23 protein-coding genes, 1 other RNA gene and 1 riboswitch are annotated in these 23,637 nt (G+C 63.0%); of the genes, 10 read left to right on the forward strand and 14 right to left on the reverse strand.

Going from position 1 to position 23,637, the window contains the following annotated elements; all coding sequences use genetic code 11:
- Nucleotides 1-18: 18 nt before the first annotated feature.
- From QEN71_RS25135 to QEN71_RS25145, 3 genes are read right to left on the reverse strand one after another with little or no spacing between them, the layout of a single operon-like run.
- On the reverse strand, nucleotides 19-828 hold the full coding sequence (locus QEN71_RS25135) for an ABC transporter ATP-binding protein (RefSeq protein ID WP_201659170.1): 810 nt from the start codon (nucleotides 826-828) through the stop codon (nucleotides 19-21).
- A complete protein-coding gene (locus tag QEN71_RS25140; RefSeq protein WP_201659167.1) occupies nucleotides 825-1,874 on the reverse strand; it encodes a FecCD family ABC transporter permease in 1,050 nt (349 codons plus the stop codon). Before QEN71_RS25140 ends, QEN71_RS25135 begins: the two co-directional genes overlap by 4 nt.
- Before the next feature lie 6 nt (nucleotides 1,875-1,880).
- Entirely contained in the window at nucleotides 1,881-3,836 is a 1,956-nt protein-coding gene (locus QEN71_RS25145) for a TonB-dependent receptor domain-containing protein (RefSeq protein ID WP_201659164.1), read from the reverse strand.
- 64 nt (nucleotides 3,837-3,900) lie between these two features.
- Nucleotides 3,901-4,164: riboswitch (cobalamin riboswitch) on the reverse strand.
- Between the two features lie 232 nt (nucleotides 4,165-4,396).
- Here QEN71_RS25145 and QEN71_RS25150 point away from each other — a divergent pair.
- The 5 genes from QEN71_RS25150 (at nucleotide 4,397) to QEN71_RS25170 (ending at nucleotide 6,823) form a co-directional block, all read left to right on the forward strand.
- Nucleotides 4,397-4,759, forward strand: coding sequence for an ATPase (locus QEN71_RS25150; RefSeq protein ID WP_201659161.1), 363 nt, complete (start codon nucleotides 4,397-4,399; stop codon nucleotides 4,757-4,759).
- Nucleotides 4,756-5,070, forward strand: coding sequence for a cell division protein ZapA (locus QEN71_RS25155; protein ID WP_201659158.1), 315 nt, complete (start codon nucleotides 4,756-4,758; stop codon nucleotides 5,068-5,070). Before QEN71_RS25150 ends, QEN71_RS25155 begins: the two co-directional genes overlap by 4 nt.
- Nucleotides 5,071-5,133: 63 nt before the next feature.
- A non-coding RNA gene (gene ssrS / locus QEN71_RS25160) (6S RNA) lies at nucleotides 5,134-5,315 on the forward strand.
- A 94-nt stretch (nucleotides 5,316-5,409) separates the two neighbouring features.
- Entirely contained in the window at nucleotides 5,410-5,880 is a 471-nt protein-coding gene (locus QEN71_RS25165; RefSeq protein ID WP_201659155.1) for an EVE domain-containing protein, read from the forward strand.
- Between the two features lie 220 nt (nucleotides 5,881-6,100).
- Complete coding sequence (locus QEN71_RS25170) at nucleotides 6,101-6,823, forward strand: SIMPL domain-containing protein (RefSeq protein ID WP_201659151.1); 723 nt, start codon at nucleotides 6,101-6,103, stop codon at nucleotides 6,821-6,823.
- 789 nt (nucleotides 6,824-7,612) lie between these two features.
- On the opposite strand, the gene lgt is transcribed toward QEN71_RS25170, so the two are convergent.
- On the reverse strand, nucleotides 7,613-8,518 hold the full coding sequence (lgt, locus tag QEN71_RS25175) for a prolipoprotein diacylglyceryl transferase (protein ID WP_201659148.1): 906 nt from the start codon (nucleotides 8,516-8,518) through the stop codon (nucleotides 7,613-7,615).
- Between the two features lie 70 nt (nucleotides 8,519-8,588).
- Nucleotides 8,589-9,542 (reverse strand): LysR family transcriptional regulator, encoded by a 954-nt coding sequence (locus QEN71_RS25180; RefSeq protein ID WP_201659145.1) that lies wholly within the window; start codon nucleotides 9,540-9,542, stop codon nucleotides 8,589-8,591.
- 158 nt (nucleotides 9,543-9,700) lie between these two features.
- On the opposite strand from QEN71_RS25180, the gene ilvD reads away from it, so the two are divergent.
- A complete protein-coding gene (ilvD, locus tag QEN71_RS25185; RefSeq protein WP_201659142.1) occupies nucleotides 9,701-11,374 on the forward strand; it encodes a dihydroxy-acid dehydratase in 1,674 nt (557 codons plus the stop codon).
- Nucleotides 11,375-11,533: 159 nt separating this feature from the next.
- Complete coding sequence (locus QEN71_RS25190; RefSeq protein WP_201659140.1) at nucleotides 11,534-11,860, forward strand: c-type cytochrome; 327 nt, start codon at nucleotides 11,534-11,536, stop codon at nucleotides 11,858-11,860.
- An 18-nt stretch (nucleotides 11,861-11,878) separates the two neighbouring features.
- On the opposite strand, the gene QEN71_RS25195 is transcribed toward QEN71_RS25190, so the two are convergent.
- The 3 genes from QEN71_RS25195 to QEN71_RS25205 form a co-directional block, all read right to left on the reverse strand.
- Entirely contained in the window at nucleotides 11,879-12,634 is a 756-nt protein-coding gene (locus QEN71_RS25195) for a DUF2486 family protein (RefSeq protein WP_201659138.1), read from the reverse strand.
- Between the two features lie 93 nt (nucleotides 12,635-12,727).
- Nucleotides 12,728-13,144, reverse strand: coding sequence for a DNA polymerase III subunit chi (locus QEN71_RS25200; RefSeq protein WP_201659136.1), 417 nt, complete (start codon nucleotides 13,142-13,144; stop codon nucleotides 12,728-12,730).
- 46 nt (nucleotides 13,145-13,190) lie between these two features.
- Nucleotides 13,191-14,702: a leucyl aminopeptidase gene (locus QEN71_RS25205; protein WP_201659134.1), complete on the reverse strand. Its 1,512-nt coding sequence runs from the start codon at nucleotides 14,700-14,702 to the stop codon at nucleotides 13,191-13,193.
- A 136-nt stretch (nucleotides 14,703-14,838) separates the two neighbouring features.
- Between QEN71_RS25205 and lptF the strand changes: the two genes are divergently transcribed.
- Genes lptF through QEN71_RS25220 form a run of 3 tightly spaced genes read left to right on the forward strand, consistent with a single transcriptional unit; the run spans nucleotide 14,839 to nucleotide 17,531 of the window.
- Nucleotides 14,839-15,951 (forward strand): LPS export ABC transporter permease LptF, encoded by a 1,113-nt coding sequence (lptF, locus tag QEN71_RS25210; protein ID WP_201659132.1) that lies wholly within the window; start codon nucleotides 14,839-14,841, stop codon nucleotides 15,949-15,951.
- Between the two features lie 3 nt (nucleotides 15,952-15,954).
- Nucleotides 15,955-17,103 (forward strand): LPS export ABC transporter permease LptG, encoded by a 1,149-nt coding sequence (gene lptG / locus QEN71_RS25215; protein WP_201659130.1) that lies wholly within the window; start codon nucleotides 15,955-15,957, stop codon nucleotides 17,101-17,103.
- A 50-nt stretch (nucleotides 17,104-17,153) separates the two neighbouring features.
- Entirely contained in the window at nucleotides 17,154-17,531 is a 378-nt protein-coding gene (locus QEN71_RS25220) for a sirohydrochlorin chelatase (protein WP_201659127.1), read from the forward strand.
- 582 nt (nucleotides 17,532-18,113) lie between these two features.
- On the opposite strand, the gene bla is transcribed toward QEN71_RS25220, so the two are convergent.
- The 6 genes from bla to QEN71_RS25250 form a co-directional block, all read right to left on the reverse strand.
- Nucleotides 18,114-19,007: a class A beta-lactamase gene (bla, locus tag QEN71_RS25225; protein WP_201659124.1), complete on the reverse strand. Its 894-nt coding sequence runs from the start codon at nucleotides 19,005-19,007 to the stop codon at nucleotides 18,114-18,116.
- 126 nt (nucleotides 19,008-19,133) lie between these two features.
- Nucleotides 19,134-19,901 carry a uroporphyrinogen-III C-methyltransferase gene (gene cobA, locus QEN71_RS25230; RefSeq protein WP_201659121.1) on the reverse strand — a complete coding sequence of 256 codons (768 nt, stop codon included), beginning with the start codon at nucleotides 19,899-19,901 and terminating at the stop codon, nucleotides 19,134-19,136.
- 28 nt (nucleotides 19,902-19,929) lie between these two features.
- Complete coding sequence (locus QEN71_RS25235) at nucleotides 19,930-21,246, reverse strand: sulfate adenylyltransferase subunit 1 (protein WP_201659118.1); 1,317 nt, start codon at nucleotides 21,244-21,246, stop codon at nucleotides 19,930-19,932.
- Nucleotides 21,247-21,269: 23 nt separating this feature from the next.
- Complete coding sequence (gene cysD / locus QEN71_RS25240) at nucleotides 21,270-22,232, reverse strand: sulfate adenylyltransferase subunit CysD (protein ID WP_201659116.1); 963 nt, start codon at nucleotides 22,230-22,232, stop codon at nucleotides 21,270-21,272.
- A 107-nt stretch (nucleotides 22,233-22,339) separates the two neighbouring features.
- Nucleotides 22,340-23,080, reverse strand: coding sequence for a phosphoadenylyl-sulfate reductase (locus tag QEN71_RS25245; protein ID WP_201659113.1), 741 nt, complete (start codon nucleotides 23,078-23,080; stop codon nucleotides 22,340-22,342).
- Nucleotides 23,077-23,622, reverse strand: coding sequence for a DUF934 domain-containing protein (locus QEN71_RS25250; protein WP_201659110.1), 546 nt, complete (start codon nucleotides 23,620-23,622; stop codon nucleotides 23,077-23,079). The genes QEN71_RS25245 and QEN71_RS25250 overlap by 4 nt, the downstream gene beginning before the upstream one ends.
- Nucleotides 23,623-23,637: the final 15 nt, after the last annotated feature.

Below are 23,637 nucleotides of genomic sequence, written 5' to 3' on the forward strand. Positions count from 1 at the left end.
GATTCGGTTCATGCGAGTTCAGGTGCGAGTGGGCACGCGCAACGCGGGAATCAGCGCTTCCTCGTCGCCGTCGCGGATCAGCACGAGCGGATAGCCGAATGCGCGGCTCGCGAGTTCCGGCGTCAGCACGTCGCGCGCGCGTCCCGCATGCGCAATGCCGTTGCCTTCGAGCAGCAGCGCATGCGTCGCGAAACGTCGCGCGAGATTCAGATCGTGACACGAGAACATCACTGTACGCCCGGCGTCGCGCGTCCAGCGAATCAACGCTTCCAGGCAATCGATCTGGTGATGCAGATCCAGATGCGCGAGCGGCTCGTCGAGCAACAGCAGCGGTGCGTCCTGACACAGCGCCGCCGCGAGCGCGACACGCTGCCGTTCGCCGCCCGACAGCGACAGCACGTCGCGAGCCGCGAAGTCCGCGAGTCCAAGCGTGTCGAGCGCGGCATACGCAGCCGTGCGGTCTTCGTCACGCTCCCAACCCCAGCCGGCCAGATGCGGAAAGCGGTTCAGCAGCACGATATCGAGCACGCTCGCGCTGAATGCGTCGTGCGACGCTTGGGGCATCAATGCGCGACGTTGCGCGAGGCGCGCGAGCGGCCATTCGCTCACGCGCTTGCCGTCGAGTTCGATATGTCCATGCGCAGGACGCAACAGACCCGCTAGCGTCGAAATGAGCGTCGTCTTGCCCGCGCCGTTCGGTCCTGCGATGCACCAGACTTCGCCCGGATAGAACGTGTGCGTGAAGTTGTCGAGCAACGTGCGCGAACCGGCGCGCAATGTGAGTTGGTTGGCATGCAGCGCGGCATCGGTGGAAGCGCGGGCGTTCATGCGTGCCTCCTTCGCAGCAGCATCCACAGAAACACGGGCACGCCGATCAGCGCCGTGATCACGCCGACAGGCAACTGCGCGGGCGCGATCACAGTCCGCGCGATCAGATCGGCGCCCATCACGGCGACGCCGCCGCCGAGCGCCGACGCGGGCAGCAGCATCCGCTGATCGTTGCCGAACGCGAGTCGCAACATGTGCGGCACCACGAGTCCGACGAAGCCGATCGTGCCGCCCGTCGTCACGGCAGCAGCCGCTGCGAGCGACGCGACGAGATAGACGCGCAGACGCATGCGCGTCACGTGCACGCCGAGCGCCTGCGCCGCGGCATCGCCACGCAGCAGCACGTTGAGTTGCGGCGCGATGGGCACGATCCCGATCAACGCCACGCACAACGCGCCGAGCGCGAGCCACGGCATGCCGCCGCCGTTCAGATCGCCCGTCAGCCAGAACAGCATGCCGCGCAAGCGGCTCTCGGGCGCGACGGTCAGCAGCAACGTGATGATGGCGCCCCAACCCGCCGCGATCACGGCGCCTGTCAGCAGCAGACGCGGCGATGCATCCTGCGGCTCGCCGCGCCACAACGCACCGCGCGCGAGACCGAGCACCAGCAGGATCGACACGAACGCGCCGGCGAACGCCGAAGCATCGACGATCCACCACGCGCAGCCCGCGATCATCGCGACGAGCGCGAAGCTCGCCGCGCCGCCCGATACGCCGAGCACATACGGCTCGGCCAGCGGATTGCGCAGCAACACCTGCAACAGCGCGCCCGCGAGTGCGAGCAGCGCGCCGCATCCGAAGCCCGCGAGCGCGCGCGGCAGACGCAGCGTGCGGACGATCTGCACGGCGAGATCGGACGATGCCTCGTGCGACGGGAGCAGCGCATCGAGCACATGGAGCGGCGCGACACTCACGCTGCCCAACGCCAGAGACGCGATGAACACGACGAGCGCGGCCAGCGCGAGCGCAGCCCAGATCGCGAACGCGCGCTTCGGGCTCATGCCGCGCGCGAGCCGCATTGGCTGACGTTGCACGACGCCGTTCATCGGCCGTTATTGCTGCTGCCAGCCGAGCGTGAGGTACGCACCGCGTCGCGGCGTGTTGTACGTGTAGGCGAGTTCATGGTCCTTGTCGAAGAGATTCTGGATTTGCGCGGCCACGTACCACGCCTTCGTGATGTTGTAGCGCGCGGACAGATTCACGATGCCATAACCGCCGAGCGCCGTGCCGCTGTCGTCGCGCTCGCCGCTCACGAGCCACTCGCCGCCCACGCGCCAGCCGCCGATATTGCGGTTCGCCGCGAACGACGCAAAATGACGCGCGCGACGGTTCAGATCGGTATGCGTGTCTTCATCGACGGGATTCTGGAACGTCACGGCCGCGCGCACGTCCGTCCTGCCGACATGACCTTGCCACGATCCCTCGATGCCCTGCACTTTCGCATGCCCGACGTTCTCCGCGACATAGATGCCCGGCGTGGTCTGCACATAGTCGATCAGGTTCGTATAGCGCGTCTGGAACGCGGTGAGCTTCAGCAGACCGAGCGCATCCGATGCGTACTGCAACGCGGCTTCGATCGAATGGCTGTGCTCCGGCTGGATCAGCGGATTGCCGCTATACGGGTAGTACAGATCGTTGAAGCTCGGTGCGCGAAACGCATCGGACCAGCTTGCTGTCACCTTCCAGTGCTCGGTCAGATCGTAGCCATAGCCCAGATAGTAACTGTTGGCTCCGCCGAAATCCGAGTACTGGTCGCGCCGCAGATTCGCCTGAATCTGGTTGTTGCCGAAGCGCCCCGTGTAGCCCGCGAACACCGAATTCACGTGACGGTCGGGCGCGCTGTACTGGTTCGAATCGAGCGTCTGGTCGAGATGCTCGTAGCCGAGTTGCAGCTTCTGGTCCTTCGCGAATGTGAAATCGTTCTGCCACGTGTACTGCCGGTTGTCCGAATCGTAGCGGTACAGATAGTCGCCATTGAGCGACGTGTTGCTGCGATCGTTGCCCGTCGCGACGACGAAGCGCGTGGTCCACCAGTCGGTCACCTTGCCGTTCGCGAACGCCGACGCGGTTTGAACCTTGCTGTGCAGGTTGTTGAGATCGGTGGGCAGGCCGAACGGATTGTCGAAGCTGTCGTTGCCGTTCGACTGGAAATAGCGCAGGCCGATGTCCCATCGGTCGTTGAGCTTGTGACGCAGCGACGCGCTCACGCTCTCGTTGAAGTAGCCGTTCGCGTTCGGATTGACGGGCGCGAGCGCGGGATCGATCGACGAGAAACCATCCGTCTTCGCGCGCGCGACCTCGAAGCTGAAGGTCGTGCGGCCGTCCTTGTCGAGCGCGCCATCGACGCCCGCCGCCTGTCGCTGCGTGTGATAGCTGCCGTATTCGACGTCGAAATGAAAACGCGGCGGATGATTGCCACCGTCCTTCGTGAACACCTGCACCACGCCGCCAATGGCACCCGACCCGTATAACGCCGACACATTGCCGTTCACCACTTCGACGTGATCGATCTGATCGAGCGGAATCTGTTCGAGCTGCGCATTGCCCTGACTCACTGAATCGACACGCACGCCGTCGATCAGCACCAGCGATTGCGTCGACGACGCGCCTCGCAGAAAGAGACTCGACGTCGAACCCGGGCCACCGTTGCGAACAATCTGTGCGCCCGGTGCGAACTGCAGCAGACCGGGCAGGTCGCGTGCTGTCGTGTCGGCGATGTCCTGCGCATCGAACAGCGTGGTCTGCGGGATCGCGTCCGCGAGACGCTGCGCGCTGCGGTCCGCCGTCACGACGATGGGCGACAGCGTCGCTTCCTTCTGCGGACGATTCGCAGCGCTGTCGGATGGATCCGTGGATGTGGCGGATGGGTTCGTGGTGTCGTCCGTCTGTGCATGCGCCGCGAGCGGGACGCAGGCGAAGGCCATGACGGCAAGTGCAGCGAGCGGCGCATGCGGGCGCGAAAAAACCGGACGCGAAAACGCCGGATGGACAAACAGCGGGGTCAGCATCGAATGAGTCCTGTGGGCCTGTGCGCGGCCCGCTCCTCGTGGGCCGATGCCTGTTCAGGAAGCACCTTGCCTCCTGGCTCTGGCCGGTATCCGGGCTGACGACTGGCCGACCCGCCTTCCCACGCATCGCGCGCAGTGGCGTTTCGCACGGCATCGGCCGATAGAGTCGGCTCGATGTGTGCATGGATCGGCTTGCAGGAACTGCAGTCGTTGTACCGTTGCGAGGACAGCGCAGGTTGGCTCGTCCGGGCGGACTTCGCTCCCTGCTTCCCGTTTAACTGCGCGCGGTGCGATACCGTGCGCGGGCACCAAAGTGCCGCCAGTGTAGAAGTGACGAACAGACGCGTCAAGAAACGAGGACCGACGTCCGCACTCCGGCGGGACGACTGTTAAAAAAGCCCCTTTTTAAAGGGTAAAAATGCGTGATTCGTGGTCGCGCATCGGCGCAACACACTGGATAATGCCGCGCTAAAGCGCTACTGTTACGTCTCGAAACGAGACAAATGTCCGAGCGTGCGACATTCCGCGCTAGAATGCCATGTCTTTAGAGGACGCAGCACATGCTCACCGAACTCGAAACACTGTCACAGAACATCGGCCGGCTGATCGAGATCAGCCAGCGCTATAACGAAGCCCGGATCGCACTCGAAGAACAGCTCGCCCAGGCGCGCGCCGAATGCGAAGCCACCCGCGTCGAACTCGAACAGACCCGCGAAGAACGCAATGCGTTGCAGGCGGAACGCGATGCGTTGTCCGCGAAAATCGACGACGCTCAGGTCCGCCTCAACGCGATCCTCGAGAAACTGCCGCGCGCTCGCGGTCAGGAAGCCGACAACCAGCTCGATCTCCTCGCGCCCGAACAGCAGGCGCAGGCCAATCACGACGCGAACAACGACGCGACCCGCCACGGAGAAAACGTATGACCACGAAGCAGATCGAAGTGTCGATCCTTGGCCAGCCCTATCGTCTCGCCTGCTCGCCGGAAACGGAAGCGGCGCTGCTCGAAGCGGTGGCGCGTGTCGACGCCGAGATGAACCGGATCCGCTCGAACAGCAACGTGCGCGGCCAGGACCGTATCGCGGTGATGGCGGCCTTGTCGCTGGCATCGGAACTGCTTAGGCTGCAAGCCAGCGTGCGACACGGAGAATCATTTCCCGCCGAAGAAATCCGGCGTACAATGCATCAAATGAACGAGCAGCTGGGCACTGTGATTCAACAGTACAGCGTGCAGTAAAAAGAATTCGATGGGCTTGATTGTTGTTCGATCAGGCCCATGTTGTAGAGCAAACGTTTTTAAGCTTCCCTGCCTGGTTCGCCAAGGTCATATATTCCTTGAACCAATGCTATATGCACGGTTGCGGAAATTTGTAGCACGGGCGTGCGCGTCACTCAGTCTGATGTACCCGAAGTGCTGCTAACTGCGACCAATTCTGAACCTCAGGTTCAGGATGCCGGCCTAGCGGCTAAGGCGGGGACCCATACGAACGGCATCGGACTTTGTCCGATGCCGTTTTTCTTTGTGCGTTCGACGAACACTTCTCCCCTTCAAGTTCATTCACGCTCAATCCGACTCATGCGCTACTGGCTGATGAAGTCCGAACCGGACGAAGCAAGCATCGACGACCTCGCGAAAGCGCCGCAGCACACGCTGCCATGGACAGGCGTGCGCAACTATCAGGCGCGCAACTTCATGCGCGACATCATGAAGATCGGCGACGGCGTGCTGTTCTATCACTCCAGTTGCCCGGAGCCAGGCATTGCGGGCATCGCCGAGGTATCGTCGACGCCCTACCCCGACCCGACGCAGTTCGATTCGAAGAGCCCGTACTACGATGAGAAGTCGTCGCAGGAGACGCCGCGCTGGACGCTCGTCGACGTCGTGTTCAAGAAGAAGATCAAGCTGATTCCGCTGGCCGAGTTGCGCGAGCATCCCGAACTCGCCGACATGCGTGTGCTCGCGAAGGGCAACCGTCTGTCGATCACGCCCGTCACGGAAGCCGAGTGGGCTTTCATCACGAAGCAGCTTGCGAAGCGCGCGGCCTGAGCACCTGAAGAACGCATACGTTCATGCGGCATCGCGTCGCGCGTGTGCGTGCCGATTCGTTTGAAACGACATTCGAAGAGAAACTCGGGGAACCAGACGACCCTTTCAGGCGCCTAACCGCCTCGCAAGCGTCATGCCACGCGCGCCGCTCAATTGGATGCGGCCACGCGTGCGCCGATGATGCATGCATGCACAACCTGCTCAACGAAGGAGTCGAACAATGATGAAGAAATCCGCGCTCGTGTGGGCGCTCGCGGCGCCGCTCGCTCTCGCGTTCATGTCCACCGCGGCCAATGCGCAAACCGTTGTGCAGCAGTATCAACCGGCTGGCGTGCTGTCGCTGAACGCGCAGGCGAGCGCCGAGGTACCGCAGGATGTCGTCGATATCACGCTGTTCTACGAGCAGGAAGCGAACGATCCGTCGTCGTTGACGGGCACGTTGAACCAGCATGCCGACCAGGCGCTGCAAAAGGCCAAGGGTGTCAGCGGCGTGACGGCGCGCACGGGTTCGTTCTCGATCTATCCGTCGACGGATCGTGATGGACGCATCTCCGCATGGCGCGGCCGCACGGAGATCGTGCTGGAGTCGCATGACTTCGCGGCGGCGTCGAAGCTCGCGGGACAACTGTCGTCGATCATGCAGGTTGGGAATGTGCAGTTTTCGCTGTCGCCGGAAGCTCAGCGTGCCGCCGAACAGAAGCTGACGGGGCAGGCGATTGCTTCCTTCAAGCAGCAGGCTAGTGCTTCTTCACAGGCTTTTGGGTACAGCGGATATACGATCCGCGAAGTGAATGTCGGGCATAGTGGCGGCGTTTCGCCGCGGCCTGTGATGATGATGAGCATGCGGTCGGATGTTAGTGCCAAGGCGGCTGCGCCTGTGCCTGTTGAAGGTGGCACTTCTACTGTGACCGTTAACGTTTCTGGGTCTGTGCAGATGAAGTGATTTTTTTGTCTGCGACGCAGTCGCCATTCTGGTTTTTTGCTTTTTGCTTTTTGCTTTTTGCTTTTTGCTGCGCTGGCATCCGCGGTTTCGTAGCGGTTTGCTAGCGTCGCCCCTGTGCGGGGCGGCACCTACTTTTCTTTGCAGCGGCAAAGAAAAGTAGGCAAAAGAAAGCCGCTCACACCGCTAATTCTGGTGTTTGCCTGCGGGCCCCCGAAGGGTCCCGTACTCCACACGGCATCGCATCTTTCCACGCGTGTTGCCAGCGCCTTGAACAGGCGCATCACCCACTTCAATCACCCGTTGCGCAGCCAGTGGCAGCGACTCGTCCGCGCCGCCCAGGTGGCAAACTGTGTGTAGGTTGCCGCGCCTGATGCGTTGGCGCTTCTACGACACCGATCCCGCTTTTCAGTCCGGAGTGGTGCACTTGCGGCGCGACCGCCTGCACACAGTTTGCCACCTGGGCGGCCGTGGACTGCCTGGTAACGCGGTAAGTGGCGCGGGCGTGCGAAGCGGGTGATGCGTGCAGTTAGCACGCTGGCAACGGGCACGAAAAAGTGTGTTGCCGCACGAAGGACGGGGACGTTGAGAGCCCCTGGGCAAACACAAGAATTGGCGGTGTGAGCGGCTTTCTTTTGCCTACTTTTCTTTGCCGCTGCAAAGAAAAGTAGGTGCCGCCCCGCACAGGGGCAACGCTAGCAAACCGCTACGAAACCGCGGATGCCAGCGAAGAAGAAAAGCGAAAAGCAAAAACCAGAATAGCGACTAGCGTCGCAGACAAAAAAAAGCGGATTAACTCGCGCCCACAGTACGAGCCGCCTCACGCCCATTCCGCCGATAAGCCCACAACAACATAACAACACCAGCGATGATCATAGGCAACGACAACCACTGCCCCATGGACAACCCAAGCGCGAGCAGCCCAAGAAAATCATCCGGCTCGCGAGCAAACTCGACGGTAAACCGCGCCAGGCCGTAGCCAATGAGAAACACAGCAGAAGCAGCCCCAACAGGCCGCGGCTTCCGCGAAAAGAACCAAAGCACGAGAAACAGCACGACACCTTCGAGAGCAATCTCATACAACTGCGACGGATGCCGCGGCAGCATGTGATATTGCGCGAACACATCGGCGAGATGCCATTGCGCAGCCTGCGCCGGATGCGCAGCAAGCCAACCCGCGTCTTCGTTCGCGGCACCCGGGAACAGCATCGCCCAAGGCGCATCGGGCGACGTCACGCGCCCCCACAACTCGCCATTGATGAAGTTCCCAAGCCGCCCCGCCGCGAGACCCGTCGGCACCATCGGCGCGACGAAGTCCGTCACCTGCAGCCACGTACGCTTGCGCTGCCACGCGAACAGGATCATCGCGAGCGTCACGCCGAGAAAGCCGCCGTGGAACGACATGCCGCCTTCCCAGACCTTGAAGACATCGAGAGGATGCGCGAAGTACCAGCTCGCCTTGTAGAACAGCACGTAGCCAAGACGACCGCCGAGGATCGTGCCGAGCACGCCGTAGAACAGCATGTCGTCGATGTCCTTCGGGGTCCAGCCTTGCGCGGCGACATGCGGCAGACGCAGCCGCAGTCGGCCCACGACGATCGCCATGACGAAGGCGACCAGATACATCAGGCCGTACCAGCGGACGGCGAGCGGCCCCAGATGGATGGCGACGGGATCGAAATTCGGGTGGATGTGCATCGTATCGTTATAGGGGTTCGGGGATTCTGAAGCTCAAGCGCATTGGACGCGCGTAACGGCAAAGCGTTCGCTAGCCGGCAAGCATATCGGCGTGCGCGCGCACGATGTCGATGAAACCGGCCAGCACGGGACTCACCTCAGCCGTGCGCCACACGAGCCCCGTGACGACAGCAGGCACCGCCTCGCGCAACGGACGATACACCACGCCCGTGCGCCGCAGGTTACGCAGCGATTGCGGCACGAGTGCGACGCCCATGCCCGCCGACACGAGGCTTACGATCGTCTGCATCTGGATCGCTTCCTGGCCGATGCGCGGCGTGAGTCCCGCTGCGCCGTAGCAATCCATAATGATGTCATAAAAGCCTGGCGCCAGACGCCTTGGAAAAACGACCAGCGGTGCATCGCCCGCTTGCGCGAGGCTCAAGGGCTCATCGCGCCATTCGGCGGCAGCCTGCTCGCGGCTTTCGATCCGCGCCGCCATTTCCGTCGACATCGCAATCACCAGCGGCTCGCGCGCGAGCGGCAGCCACGACAGCTGCGATGCGTAACGCGGCGGCGGCGGTCCGATCACGAGGCCCGCGTCGATGCGCCCCGCCACCAGTTCGTCGATCTGCACGTCGCTCGTCGCTTCGAGCAGTTCGAGCCGCACGCGCGCATGCCGCGTGCCGAACTCGCGCAACAGCGGCGGCAAGAGACCGTAATCAGCCGTCGACACGAATGCCAGCGACAGCACGCCCGCCTCGCCCCGCGCGAGACTCTGCGCCAGCGGCCGCAGCCCTTCCGCGCTCGCGAGCAATCTGCGAACCTCCGGCAGCAGGTCTGCGCCGACGGGCGTCAGCTCGACCGAGCGCTTCGTGCGCGCGAACAGTTCGACGCCGAGCGTGTCTTCGAGCGCGCGAATGGCCTGCGACAGCGGCGGCTGCGTCATCGACAGCCGCGCCGCCGCGCGTCCGAAGTGCTTCTCTTCGGCGACGGTCACGAAGTAGCGCAGCTGGCGCAGATCGGGTATCGAAGGCAGACTCATTGATACATTTTACGACCTAATAGGCCATGAATAATATATTGGACATTCGTTTGCACAAACTCCATTCTTGTCCCACGCGCCGCCCGACCTAGACTAAAGAACTGCGCCGGAAGCCACGAGCAAGGCGGCGCATACCAAAACAACTGATGGAGCTCCCCATGCCGTACAACCGTCGTTCGAAGAACATCACGCAAGGCGTCGCGCGTTCGCCGAACCGCTCGATGTATTACGCGCTCGGCTATCAGAAGGCAGACTTCGACAAGCCTATGATCGGCATCGCCAACGGCCACTCGACCATCACGCCGTGCAACGCGGGCCTGCAACGCCTCGCCGACGCCGCCGTCGAAGCCGTCAAGCGCAGCGACGCGAATCCGCAGACCTTCGGTACGCCGACCATTTCGGACGGCATGTCAATGGGCACGGAAGGCATGAAGTACTCGCTCGTGTCGCGCGAAGTGATCGCCGACTGTATCGAGACCTGCGTGCAGGGCCAGTGGATGGACGGCGTCGTCGTGATCGGCGGCTGCGACAAGAACATGCCGGGCGGCATGATCGGCCTCGCGCGCATGAATGTCCCCGGCATCTACATTTATGGAGGGACGATCAGGCCGGGCAACTGGAAAGGCATCGACCTGACCATCGTGTCGTCGTTCGAAGCGGTGGGCGAATTCACAGCGGGCCGCATGTCGCAGGAAGACTTCGAAGGTGTCGAACAGAACGCCTGCCCGACCACGGGCTCGTGCGGCGGCATGTACACGGCCAACACGATGAGTTCTTCGTTCGAGGCGCTCGGCATGTCGCTGATGTATTCGTCGACGATGGCGAACCCCGACCAGGAGAAAGTGGATTCGGCCGCCGAGTCTGCGCGCGTGCTGGTCGAGGCTGTCAAGATAGATCTCAAGCCGCGCGACATCATCACGAAGAAGTCGATCGAAAACGCCGTCGCGCTGATCATGGCGACGGGCGGCTCGACGAATGCCGTGCTCCACTATCTGGCGATCGCGCATGCGGCGGAAGTCGCATGGACGATCGAGGACTTCGAGCGCATGCGCAAGAAAGTGCCCGTCATCTGCGATCTGAAGCCCTCGGGCAAGTACGTTGCGACCGATTTGCACAAGGCAGGCGGCATCCCGCAGGTGCTCAAGCTGCTGCTCGACGCGGGCATGCTGCATGGCGACTGCATGACGATCACGGGCAAGACGATCGCCGAGGAACTGAAGGACGTGCCCAGCAAACCGCGCGCGGACCAGAAGGTCATCTATCCGATCGACAAGGCGCTCTACAGCGAAGGCCATCTCGCGATCCTCAAGGGCAACCTCGCGGAAGACGGCGCGGTCGCGAAGATCACCGGCCTGAAGAACCCGGTCATCACCGGCCCGGCGCGCGTGTTCGACGACGAACAAAGCGCGATGGAAGCGATTCTCGCCGACAAGATCAAGGCGGGCGACGTCGTCGTGTTGCGCTATCTCGGCCCGCAAGGCGGTCCGGGGATGCCGGAAATGCTCGCGCCGACGTCGGCGATCATCGGCAAGGGATTGGGGGAATCCGTCGGCCTCATCACCGATGGCCGCTTCTCGGGCGGCACGTGGGGCATGGTCGTGGGACACGTTGCGCCGGAAGCGTTCGTCGGCGGCACGATCGCGCTCGTTCAGGAAGGCGACTCGATCACCATCGACGCGCACAAGCTGCTCTTGCAACTGAACGTCGACGACGGCGAACTGCAGCGCCGACGCGGCGCGTGGAAGCAACCTGCGCCGCGCTACACGCGGGGCGTGCTGGCCAAGTTCGCGGCGCTCGCGAAACCGGCCAACAAGGGCGCCGTCACGGGTTGATCCTGCTGCGTTCGGTGCGCGCCGCGACTGACGCGGCGCAGCATCGTCATGCTGCAGGCAACGCTTCGATCGACAAAGGGGCACACGGATCGCCGTGTGCCCCTTTGCTCTTATAATGCGTCCACCACGAGCCGGGCACAGTCACCGGCGGAGACCATAATGAAATCGAAGTCGTATGCGGCATTCCTGCTGGCAGGCACTTTGGCATTCACCGGCGCAGCGAGCGCGGAACCGGCTCAAGGGCTTGCGCTCGCACAGAAACAGAACTGCATGAGCTGCCATTCGGTGACGCGGCAATTCATGGGACCGTCGCTGCACGATGTCGCCGCGAAATACGCGTCCCGCAGCGACGCCGTCCACTACCTCACGCGCAAGATCCTCGATGGCAGCGCGGGCGTCTGGGGCACCGTACCGATGCCCGCGAACACCCAGCTCACACCCGACGAAGCCACCTCGCTGGCAAGCTGGATCCTCACGCTCAAATAATCTCCCGCGACGCCCGGCCTACTTCTTTGTCGTCGAGTTGCCGAGTTCTTCGCGGATCGCCTCGCGCACCCAGCTGAGCATCTCCGTTTCCAGCGCGAGCGCCACTTCCCGGGTGATCTGATTGACGAGCCAGGTCGTGTGATCCTGGAACGCGTCGCGGCAGCGCGCCTCGATCAGATTCCGCCCATCCCCTTTCAGATACGTCGCAAAACGGCCGCGCAGACGCTCGGCCAGGACGTCGGCATCGTAGTCGGAATTGACGGCGGGCGCGCCCGCGTGCTCCGGCTGCGTCGAAGTCGAACTCAGATCGGGCGGCGCGACATAGCGCTCTGCCGTCGAGCCCGAGGTGAACTCCGCTTCACCCGGCACGAATTGCGCGGGTTCGCGTGCGGGTGCATGCGACGCTTCGGGCGCGTGCTGCGCGGCGGATTCCTCAGGCTGAAGCGCGTGCTGGCTCAGATCGTCCGGCGATTCGTAGATGGAATCGAGCAGCGGCACGTCGTCATCGTCGGCGTGAGGCGCTGCCGGTTCGGCTTGCGCCGATGGCTGTGGTGCGGCCTCGTGCTCGTCGTGACGTGCTTCATGTTCCGAGGCATGTTCCACTTCATGCTCGCCCCCATGCGCCGACCGATGCTTGCGTGCATGCGAACCGTCATGCTCATGCGAACCGCCACGCTTGCCGCGCCTGCTCTTCGCATGCGGGTCGTGACCCGTCTCCATCACGTCGGTCAGAAGGGGGATGTCTTGATCGGAAGAGTCGGAAGAATGGGACACGAAAACACTCCCTTTTTAGATCGGACGCGCCAATTCTGCGCCTATCGCACGCGACCGCGGGACAAGACCGCGCATCGAGCGGACAGAAACCGGTCAGGCGTCCTGCTTGTAGTTGTTCAAAGCATAGCCGCGATCGCGATAGAAGCGATAGCGGTCGCGCCCCGCAGCCAGTTCGTCGGGTGCGTTGCCGACGATTTCCAGCAGACGCTCAAAGCGCGCGAACTGCGCCGGCACGGTCGCGCCCAGATTTAACAGTATCTGATGATGCGGCACGTCGTCGAGCGACGACGTCAGCACGACGGGCGTTTGCGCCGCGATCGGGCTCGCCGCGAGGCAGTGCGGGATGAAATCGAGTGCGGAGAAGGTCCACAACTGCTCGTCGAACGCGCGCAGACGGGGCGGCTCGGCCAGCACGATGAGCGGCTGGCCGGCCTGATACGCCTTGCGCACGAGACGGCACGCGTACAGCAGCGAATCGCCGACGTTCGAATGAAAGTCGATTCGGGTCATCGGCGATCCTGCTTCACTGCGTTGCGCGTGATCCAACTGCTATACGTCATTGTGCAGCGCGATCGATCAGGAACTGCGCGAGCAGCGGCACGGGACGACCCGTCGCGCCCTTAGCCGCACCGCTCTTCCACGCGGTGCCCGCGATGTCGAGGTGCGCCCACGGATACGCTTCCGTGAAACGCGACAGGAAGCACGCCGCCGTCACGCTGCCCGCCGGACGTCCGCCGATGTTCGCGATGTCCGCGAAATTCGACTTGAGCTGATCCTGATACTCGTCGTCGAGGGGCAGACGCCATGCCGGGTCAGACGCTTCCTTCGAGGCGTCGAGCAGTTCGCCCGCGAGCGCGTCGTCCTTCGAGAACAGGCCGCTGTTGTGATGACCGAGCGCGATGATGCAGGCGCCCGTCAGCGTCGCGATGTCGATCACTGCAGCCGGCTTGAAGCGCTCGGCGTACGTCAGCGCGTCGCACAGGATGAGGCGCCCTTCCGCGTCCGTGTTCAGCACTTCGATCGTCAGGCCCTTCATGCTGGTGACGATGTCGCCCGGCTTGGTCGCGTTGCCGGCGGGCATGTTCTCGCAGGTCGGAATGATGCCGACCACGTTCAGCTTCAGGCCCATTTCGGCGACCGCGCGCAGCGTGCCGAGCACTGAGCCCGCGCCGCACATGTCGTACTTCATCTCGTCCATGCTGTCGCCGGGTTTCAGCGAAATGCCGCCCGTGTCGAACGTGATGCCCTTGCCGACCAGCACGACGGGCGCAGCCTTCGCGCCGCCGCCCTGATATTGCAGAACGATGAACTGCGGCGGCTCGACGGAACCCTGTGTGACCGCGAGGAACGAGCCCATCTTCAGCGCTTCGATCTGCTTCTGGCCGAGCACCTCGACCTTCAGCTTCCAGTCCTTCGCGAGCTTCTTGGCGGTGTTGCCCAGATAGGTCGGCGTGCAGACGTTGCCCGGCAGGTTGCCGAGATCCTTCGTCAGGTCCATGCCGTTCGCGAGCGCGACGCCCTGCTTGGCGGCGACCTTCGCGAGCTTCTCGTCCGCCGCGTCGACGCTGAACACGATGCGCTTCAGCGCGCGCGTGCTCGTGTCGGGCTTGCTCTTCATCTGCGTGAACCTGTACGTCAGCTCGCGCAGCGCGAGGATCGCGGCGCGCACTGCCCAGTCCGACGAGCGCTCCTTGACGGGCGCCTGCGCCAGCGTAAACGTGACCTGAGCGACCTTCGTGCCGAGGATCGCGCGCCACGCGGTGCGTACGGCGTCGCCGTAGACCTTCTGCGTGAACGCATCCTGCTTGCCGAGGCCGACGAGCAGCACGCGCGACGCGCCGATGCCCTGCACTTCATGCAGGAACACCGTGCTGCCGATCTTGCCGTCCATGTCGCCCGCCTTGACGATGCGGGTCAGCAGGCCCTTGGTCGCGGCGTCGATTTCCAGCGCTGCGCCCGACAGCGTCTGCGACTCGAAGACGCCGATCACGATGCAATCCGATTTTCCGGTAAGGAACCCGTTGGTCGAGCCTTTGCTCCAATCACAGGCTTTTATGCTAAAGTCCATCGCGCTTGTCCTCGGATAAAATCTGGGCTTAGGATGAAAGCCGCAATTATCCGCTATTTTTCCCGCGGCGGCTGCACCGAGGCGTGATGGGGCTGAACCCCGCCGTCTACCGGAGCGCGCCCTCTCATCATCAACCATGATTTTTGAACGCTCTCTCCAGCGCGAACTGGCGTATACGGCTGGTGCCGTGTTCATGGTCCTGCTCACGCTGGTTCTGACGACGATGATGATCCGCATCGTCGGCTTCGCGGCGTCCGGTGAAATCGACCCGCGCGACGTGCTCGTGCTGATCGGCCTGACCGTCATCGGCTATCTCGCGATCATGCTGGTCGCCACATTGTTCGTGTCGATCCTGTTCGTGCTCACGCGCTGGTACAAGGATTCCGAAATGGTCGTGTGGCTCGCCTCGGGCGTGAGCCTCGCGCGCTTCATCAAGCCGATCGGTCTGTTCGCGACGCCCATCATCATCCTGATTGCATTCTTCGTGTTCGTCGGCTGGCCGTGGTCCAACCAGCAGAGCAAGCTGATCCGCGCGCGCTTCCAGCAGCGCGACGAGGTCTCGCTGCTCGCGCCCGGCCAGTTCCGCGAATCGGCTACGAGCCATCGCGTGTTCTTCATCGAGAAGATGTCGCCCGATCAGGGTCACGTCGAAAACGTGTTCGTCACGAGCACGGAGAACGGCAAGGTGAACGTGGTCGTGTCGAAGAACGGCCACACGGAAACGCACAAGAACGGCGACCGCTTCGTCGTGCTCGAAAACGGCCGGCGCTACGACGGCGAACCGGGCCACCCCGACTTTCGCATCATGGAGTTCGAGCGCTACGGCGTGAAGATCCAGAGCCAGCCCGTAGTCAACACGCCGACCACGACAGGCACGCCGACGCTCGACCTGTTCCGCGACCCGACCCGCCAGAATCTCGCCGAATTCGCGTGGCGCGCGGGCTTGCCGCTGATCGCGATCAACCTGATGCTGCTCGCCATTCCCCTCGCGCATCAGAATCCGCGCCGCAGCCGCACGATCAACCTCGTGATGGCCGTGCTGATCTATCTGACGTATTCGAACCTGCTGAACGTCGTGCAGTCGTGGATCGAGCAGGGCAAGATGTCGTTCGGCGTGGGGCTCGTCGGGCTGCACATCCTCGTTGCGCTGATCGTCGTGTTCATATTCTGGCTGCGCGTGCGCAACCGGCCGCTCTTCACACGAGCCATGTTCAGCCGCTCGGCTGGCCGCTCGACGCAGGGGGCGTAACCGATGCGCATCTATGAAAGGTATTTCGCGCGTCAGATCTACCTCACGTTCATCTTCATTCTGTTCGCGTTTTCGGGTCTCTTCTTCTTCTTCGACCTGATCAACGAACTGAACTCGGTCGGCCACGGCAACTACAAGTTCCAGTACGCAGTGCTGCGCGTCGCGCTGCAAACGCCGTCGCGCTTCTACGAAATCATCCCCGTGGCCGCGCTGATCAGCGCGATCTACGTGTTCGCGCAGATGGCGGCGAATTCCGAGTACACGATCTTCCGCGTGTCCGGTCTCGCGACGAACCGCGCGCTGCGTTCGCTGCTGAAGATCGGCATTCCGCTCGTGTTCCTCACATACCTGATCGGCGAAGTGGTCGGGCCGTACACGGACCAGTTGTCGGAGCGCGTGCGTCTCGAAGCGCTCGGTTCGTCGGTGTCGAGCAACTTCGAGTCGGGCGTCTGGGTGAAGGACACGCTGACGGCGCGCGCCGACGGCGAGCAGGTGACGCGCTTCGTCAACGTCGGACAGTTGCAGCCCGACGCGACGATTTCGAACGTGCGGATCTACGAATTTGATTCGAAGTTCCGGCTGTCGAACGTGCGGATCGCGAAGACGGGCAAATTTCAGCCGCCCGGCCACTGGCTGTTGACGGACGTCACGGACACGCAGCTGATCGATGTCGCGCCTGACGCCGGCAAGCCCGCGGATGCGTTAAACCCGGTGTATCGCGCGAAGCAGGTGACGTTGCCCGAGTATTCGCTGCGCTCGGAACTGACGCCGCAGATTCTGTCGGTGCTGCTGGTCGCGCCGGAACGGATGTCGATGTTCAACCTGTTCCGCTATATCCAGCACTTGACCGAGAATCATCAGGACACGCAACGCTACGAGATCGCGCTGTGGCGCAAGCTGCTGTATCCGTTTGCTGTGTTCGTGATGCTGGTGCTGTCGCTGCCGTTTGCGTATCTGCATACGCGTGCGGGCGTGGTCGGCGTGAAGGTGTTCGGCGGGATCATGCTGGGGATGAGCTTTCAGCTGTTCAATACGCTGTTCTCGCATATCGGGAATCTGAATACCTGGCCTGCGCCGTTGACGGCTGCGACGCCCGCGCTGGTTTATCTGGTGCTTGGGTTGGTCGGGCTGAAGTGGGTTGATCGGCATTAGGTTTTTTTGTCTGCTTTCTCTGCTTTCTCTGCTCTGCGAGGCGGCTCGTTATGGGATCTCATGGGATTGTGCTGTTTGCGCACGGCGCTCGAGATGCTCGATGGGCTGAGCCTTTTCAACGGTTGTCCGCGCGGTTGAAGGATTTGCGCGGGGTGTCCGCGGGCCCCGTTTCTTTGGCGTTTCTCGAACTCATGACGCCTGATCTGCCTGCTGCTGTTGCCCAGCAAGTCGCCGATGGGGCTTCTGTTGTTACCGTCGTGCCTGTTTTCTTCGGGCAAGGTGGGCATATTCGGCGAGACCTGCCTTTGATCCTTGATCAGTGCCGGGCGGCGCATCCCTCTGTCGAGATTCGCTGTTCCACCGCCGTCGGTGAGGATGCCGATGTCATCGAGGCGATTGCTGGGTATTGCCTGCGGCAAGCTGTTTGATTTTTTGTTTTTTGCTTTTGGTTGTTTTTCGCTGGCATCCGCGAATTCGTATCGGTCTGCTAGCGTTGCCCCTGTGCGGGGCGGCACCTACTTTTCTTTGCAGCGGCAAAGAAAAGTAGGCAAAAGAAAGCCGCTTTTGTACCTCCGGTGCCGGCCAGAATAACGCTACGGCACAGGTTCTCTGAGCTGTCGCGCAGCGACCCCCGCACTCCGTAGAAAGCCCGCAGTCAACCGCGCACGGCGCGCGCCCCACACAGTCTGGAGCACATACCGCCGCAATCAAACCGATAGCAAAGACACGAGAACAAGCTGACCGAATGTGCCCCAGGTGGATGTCATATTTCGCGCTGCGCGCGCCTGACTGCGGGCTTTCTACGGAGTGTTCGCGTCGCTGCGCGACAGCTCAAAGAACATGTGTTGTGGCGTTATCCTGGCGGGCACCGGAGGTTTGAAGCGGCTTTCTTTTGCCTACTTTTCTTTGCCGCTGCAAAGAAAAGTAGGTGCCGCCCCGCACAGGGGCAACGCTAGCAAACCGATACGAAACCGCGGACGCCAGCGAAAAAAAGAGCGGCCCATGCCCGCTCACCGAAGCACATCGAACACAATCCGCGCAGCCTCATCGACGATAGCATCTTGCGGCGGCGTTTCTTTAGGCGTCACGCCAGTGAAGTAGATGGCCAGGGCGTAGGCCACACTTGGCCCATACACCACGGCCACATCATTCGCGGTGCCATAGTCACCACTGCCCGTCTTGTCGGCAACAGCCCACCCCGTCGAACGTACAGCAGCGCGAATCCGGCTAGCGCCCGTGGTATTGCCCAGCATCCAAGCCTTCAACTTCTCGCGCTGCGGCGTCTCCAGCACATCATCCGATAACAGCAGCTTCTGCACGTCCTGCATCATCGCGCGCGGCGCCGTCGTATCGCGCATGTCGCCGGGCACCGATGCATTCAGTTCCGGCTCACGACGCGCGAGATCGAACCACGTATCGCCGATCGAACGCGCGAACTCGTTCAACACCTCGGGCCCGCCAAGCGCCGTCAGCAACAGATTGGCCGCCGTGTTGTCGCTATGCTGAAGCGCCGCGGCACACAACTCGCCGATCGTCATGCCCTCGCCCGCGCCCCCTTTCGTCACGGGCGAATTGGCGACGAGATCCGCGTCGCCGTAGCGCACGCGCTCTTCGAGCAAGCCTTTTTCGGCCATGCTGCGCTTCAGGATCAATGCAACCGCCATCAGCTTGAACGTGCTGCACAGCGGAAACCGCTCCGACTCGCGATAGCTCACGTACGCGCCATCCGACGTCCTCATGGCCGCCACGCCAAGCCGCCCGCCGCTCGATGCTTCGAGCTGCGCAAACCGCTCATGCGCGGCCAGATTGAGTGCGACGGACGACGCAGGCTGCGCGCGCACGCCAACAACAGGCGCGGCAGCAAGTGCAATCAGCAGGGAACGGCGAATCGGAGAATGGGTCATGTGATGTGCGTTGAATGCCTGGCGAAAGGAAATCTTATCGCTCGTTGCAACGCGCATGCCACCCGGAAAGCAATCGGCCGCATTCACTCACGCGAATGCGGCCGATCGGAAAGAGAACGCAAAGACTCAAGCGACGCGCAACGCCGCCTCGTCGTGTTCAGCATCGGCGTCCGACTGCCCGCTCGACACGCGCTCGGCGAACGCATCGCCGATCATCAGCAGCGAAGGCTGCGACGCGTCGAGCCACAACTGCGCATCGCCGGCAGCAAGGCCGTCGAGCGTCAGCGTCAGCATCCGCTCGCGCGGCGTCGAGCATGCTTCCACGATTGCCACCGGCGTCGAGCCGGCGCGGCCCGCGTCGATCAGTTGCTGCGCGATCTCGGGCGCGCTGTCGCGGCCCATGTAGAACACCAGGGAATCGGCATTCACCTGCTCGCGAATCTCGGCGGAATCGGGCGCGCGGCTGTGCGTCGCAAGCGCCACGCTGCGCGATACGCCACGCAGCGTCAGCGAACGACGCAGCGACGCCGCGCTCGCCAGCGCCGCCGTGATGCCCGGCACGACTTCATACTCGATGCCCGCCGCTTCGAGCGCGCGCATTTCCTCGTCGGCGCGACCGAACAGCATCGGATCGCCGCCCTTCAGACGCACGACCAGGCCGTGCTCTTTCGCGGCATCGACGATCTGCTTGTTGATAAAGTGCTGCGCCGTCGAGCGCTTGCCGCAGCGCTTGCCCACCGCGATCTTGCGCGCGTGCGGCGCGTAGTCGAGCATAGCCGGCTCGACGAGCGCATCGTGCAGCACGACATCGGCGCGCTCCAGCAGCCGCGCGCCGCGAACCGTGATCAGGTCCGCCGCACCCGGCCCCGCGCCAATCAGATACACCTTACCCATTTGCCTGGCTCCGTTCCGCTTCGTGACTTCAGGCGGAAACCGAACGAATCATGCCGGCCGCGACCGTGTGATGCGTCGCTTCGTCGATCAGCACGAACGCGCCCGTGCCCGGATGCGCATCGTACTCGTCGGCGACGATCGGCTTTTGCAGCGTCAGCGACACGCGGCCGATATCGTTCATCTTCAGTTCGTGGCGGTCCGTCGCATGCGACAGCGTATGCACGTCGAGCACCTGCTGGATGCCGCCGACACGCGCGAACACCGTGTTCGTGGTCTGCTTCAGCAGATACTTGCGAGCCGTCGACAGCGGCGACTCGTCGAACCAGCACAGGTCCGCTTCGAGCTTCTTCGCCGGCTGCACAGGCGCCGATGCGTGCACGAACGTATCGCCGCGCGACACGTCGACGTCTTCCGTGAGACGGATCGTCACCGTCTGGCCCGCGAACGCGCGGTCCACCTGCGCCGTGCCGCCCGGCACGGGCGCGATGATTTCAGCGACGGTCGCCGCGCGGTTCGCCGGCAGCACGACGATCGAATCGCCGAGCTTCACTTCGCCGGACTCGACACGGCCCATGTAGCCGCGGAAATCGTCGGCCTGGCTGCCGTCCTGGCGCGCCACCCATTGCACCGGAAAACGCAGCGCTTCATGCGAAGCCGAATCGACGGGCAGCGCTTCGAGCACGTCGAGCAGCGGCTCGCCTGCGTACCACGGCATGCGCTCGCTCGCCGTCACGATGTTGTCGCCCTTCAGCGCCGACACCGGCACGAAGCGCACGTCGTTCAGACCGAGCTGGCGCGCGAGCGCGACGTACGCATCGCGAATCTCGTTGAAGCGCGCTTCGCTGTACTCGACGAGGTCCATCTTGTTGATCGCGACGATCACGTGCTGCAAGCCGAGCAGCTTGACGATCGCGCTGTGACGCTTGGTTTGCGGCAGCAGTTGCGTTTCGTTGTTCTCGAACGTGACGCGCGTCGCGTCGACGAGAATGATGGCCGCGTGCGCCGTCGATGCGCCCGTCACCATGTTGCGCGTGTACTGCTCGTGGCCCGGCGTGTCGGCGATGATGAACTTGCGCTTCGCGGTGGCGAAGTAGCGGTACGCGACGTCGATCGTGATGCCCTGCTCGCGCTCGGCTTCGAGGCCGTCCGTCAGCAGCGACAGGTCGATTTCGTCGCCGACCGTGCGCTTGTTCTTCGCGCGCGACAGCGCGGACAGCTGATCCGACAGCACAGCCTTGCTGTCGTACAGCAGGCGGCCGATCAGCGTGCTCTTGCCGTCGTCGACGCTGCCTGCCGTGATGAAACGAAGCACGCCGAGGTCTTCAGGTTGATGCGTGGTGCTCATATTCACTCTTCCTCTGCGTGCTCTTAGAAATAACCTTGCTTCTTGCGCTGTTCCATCGCCGCTTCCGACGTCTGGTCGTCCATCCGCGTCGCGCCGCGTTCCGTGATTTCCGTCACGGCCGTTTCGGCGATGATCTTTTCCACATCGTCCGCATCGCTTTCGACGGGGCACGTGCAGCTGATGTCGCCGACCGTGCGGAAGCGCACCAGCGCTTCTTCGCTCGACTCGCCTTCGCGGATCGGCGTGAGCGGTGTCACCGGCACGAGCAGGCCGTTGCGGCGCACGATTTCACGCTTGTGCGCGTAGTAGATGGACGGCAGTTCGAGGTTCTCGCGAGCGATGTACTGCCACACGTCGAGTTCCGTCCAGTTCGAGATCGGGAACACACGCAGGTGCTCGCCCTGATGAAGCCGCGCGTTATACAGGCTCCACAGTTCCGGGCGCTGCGCCTTCGGATCCCACTGACCGAACTCGTCGCGGAACGAGAAGATGCGCTCTTTCGCACGCGCCTTTTCTTCGTCGCGGCGCGCGCCGCCGATCATCGCCGTGTAGCCGTATTGCTCGATCGTTTCGAGCAGCGTGACGGCTTGCGCGGCGTTGCGCGAATCCGTCTCACGGCGCAGACGCACGGTGCCCTTCCTGATCGAATCTTCGACGTGACCGACCACGAGTTCCGCGCCGATCTCTTGCGCGCGGCGATCGCGGAAGTCGATCACTTCGTCGTAGTTGTGACCCGTGTCGATGTGCACGAGCGGGAACGGCAGCTGCGTCTTGCGGTTCGCGCCGAGGCCGAATGCCTTCAACGCGAGCGCCAGCACGACGACGGAATCCTTGCCGCCCGAAAACAGCAGCGCAGGCTTGCTGCATTCGGCAACGAGTTCGCGCAGGATATGAATCGATTCGGCCTCGAGCCAGTCGAGGTGATCCATCCGGTTCGCCGTCACGGACAGCGGTGCGTTGACATGGGAATCGAGCGTCGTGCTCATGTTTGGATCCTTCCTTGGTTCGTGTCGCATGATCGGGTTCTCACCAGATGCGTGCGGCACGTAAAGATTCAATCGAAATCTGCGCTGCCTGCTGTGCCATTCGAGCGTCAGGCCGATGCATTCTGGCCGATCACCGAAACAGGGATCGTCGTGATGTGCAAGCCGCATTCCTTCGTATCGCGCGACTCCCACCACCAGCGCCCTGCCCGGCTGTCTTCGCCGGGGCGCACCGCGCGCGTACACGGCTCGCAGCCGATGCTCGGATAACCGCGCGCATGCAGCGGATTCACGGGCACGTCGAAGGCCTTCAGGTAAGCCCAGACATCGGCTTCCGTCCAGTCAGCGAGCGGGTTGTACTTCGCGATGTTGCGAGCGTGATCCTGCTCTTCCTCATGCAGTTCCGCACGCGTCACCGACTGCTCGCGACGCTGGCCCGTGACCCACGCGCTGACATTCGACAGCGCGCGATTCAGCGGTTCGACCTTGCGGATTTCGCAGCAGCGCTTGCGAAGATCGATGCTTTCGTAGAACGCATTCAGGCCATGCTGCGCGACGTATTCGTCGACGGCAGCGGCTTGCGGATGAAACTGCTCGATCTCATAACCATAGCGCTCGCGTACACGGTCGATCATGCCGAGCGTTTCCGCATGCAAACGGCCCGTGTTCAGCGAGAAGATGCCGATCTTCACGCCACGCGACAGGATCGCGTGGGTCAGCAGCATGTCTTCCGCCGCGAGGCTGCTCGCGAACTTCACCTGCTCGTGACGCTGACCGATCGAATCGAGCAGCGCGTCGAGACGTTCGATCTTCGCCTGAAGCTCCGGCGACACAGTGACAGCGTCCGTCATACGGCGGCCTTTTGTGCGGCAGCGGCGGCTTCGCGTCGACGGAACAGCGGCGACGGATCGTCGAATGCGCCCTGGTATTGCACCGTGAATTCGGTGAACGCCTTCAGCGCGTCGTTGATGTCCTTGTCGGCACGCAGCGCATACGCGTCGAAGCCGCAGCGCTCGTAGAAGCGCAACTGGTCGCGCAGCACGTCGCCAATCGCGCGGATTTCGCCCTTGTAGCCATAGCGCTCGCGCAACAGCCGCGCGATGCTGTAACCGCGGCCGTCGCGGAACACCGGGAAATCGACTGCGATCAGCGCGAGCTTGTCGAAGTCCGCGACGATGTCGGCGGGTTCGCTGTCCGGCTCGAGCCACACGCCGATATCACCTGCGGCACGCGAGGCCGTCAGTTCGTCGCGCGACGCTTGCCACAGCGCGAACGGAACAATGATCTTGCCAGCGGGCAAGGCGCTCACGTCGGGCAGCGCGCCGTCTTCGGCTGCGCGGACAACCGTGAAGTCGTCGTTGACGATTGCGCGGTCCTTGATAATCGATGCCATCTGTTTTGTCCCTTC

The organism is Paraburkholderia sabiae, from assembly GCF_030412785.1.
GTDB lineage: Bacteria > Pseudomonadota > Gammaproteobacteria > Burkholderiales > Burkholderiaceae > Paraburkholderia > Paraburkholderia sabiae.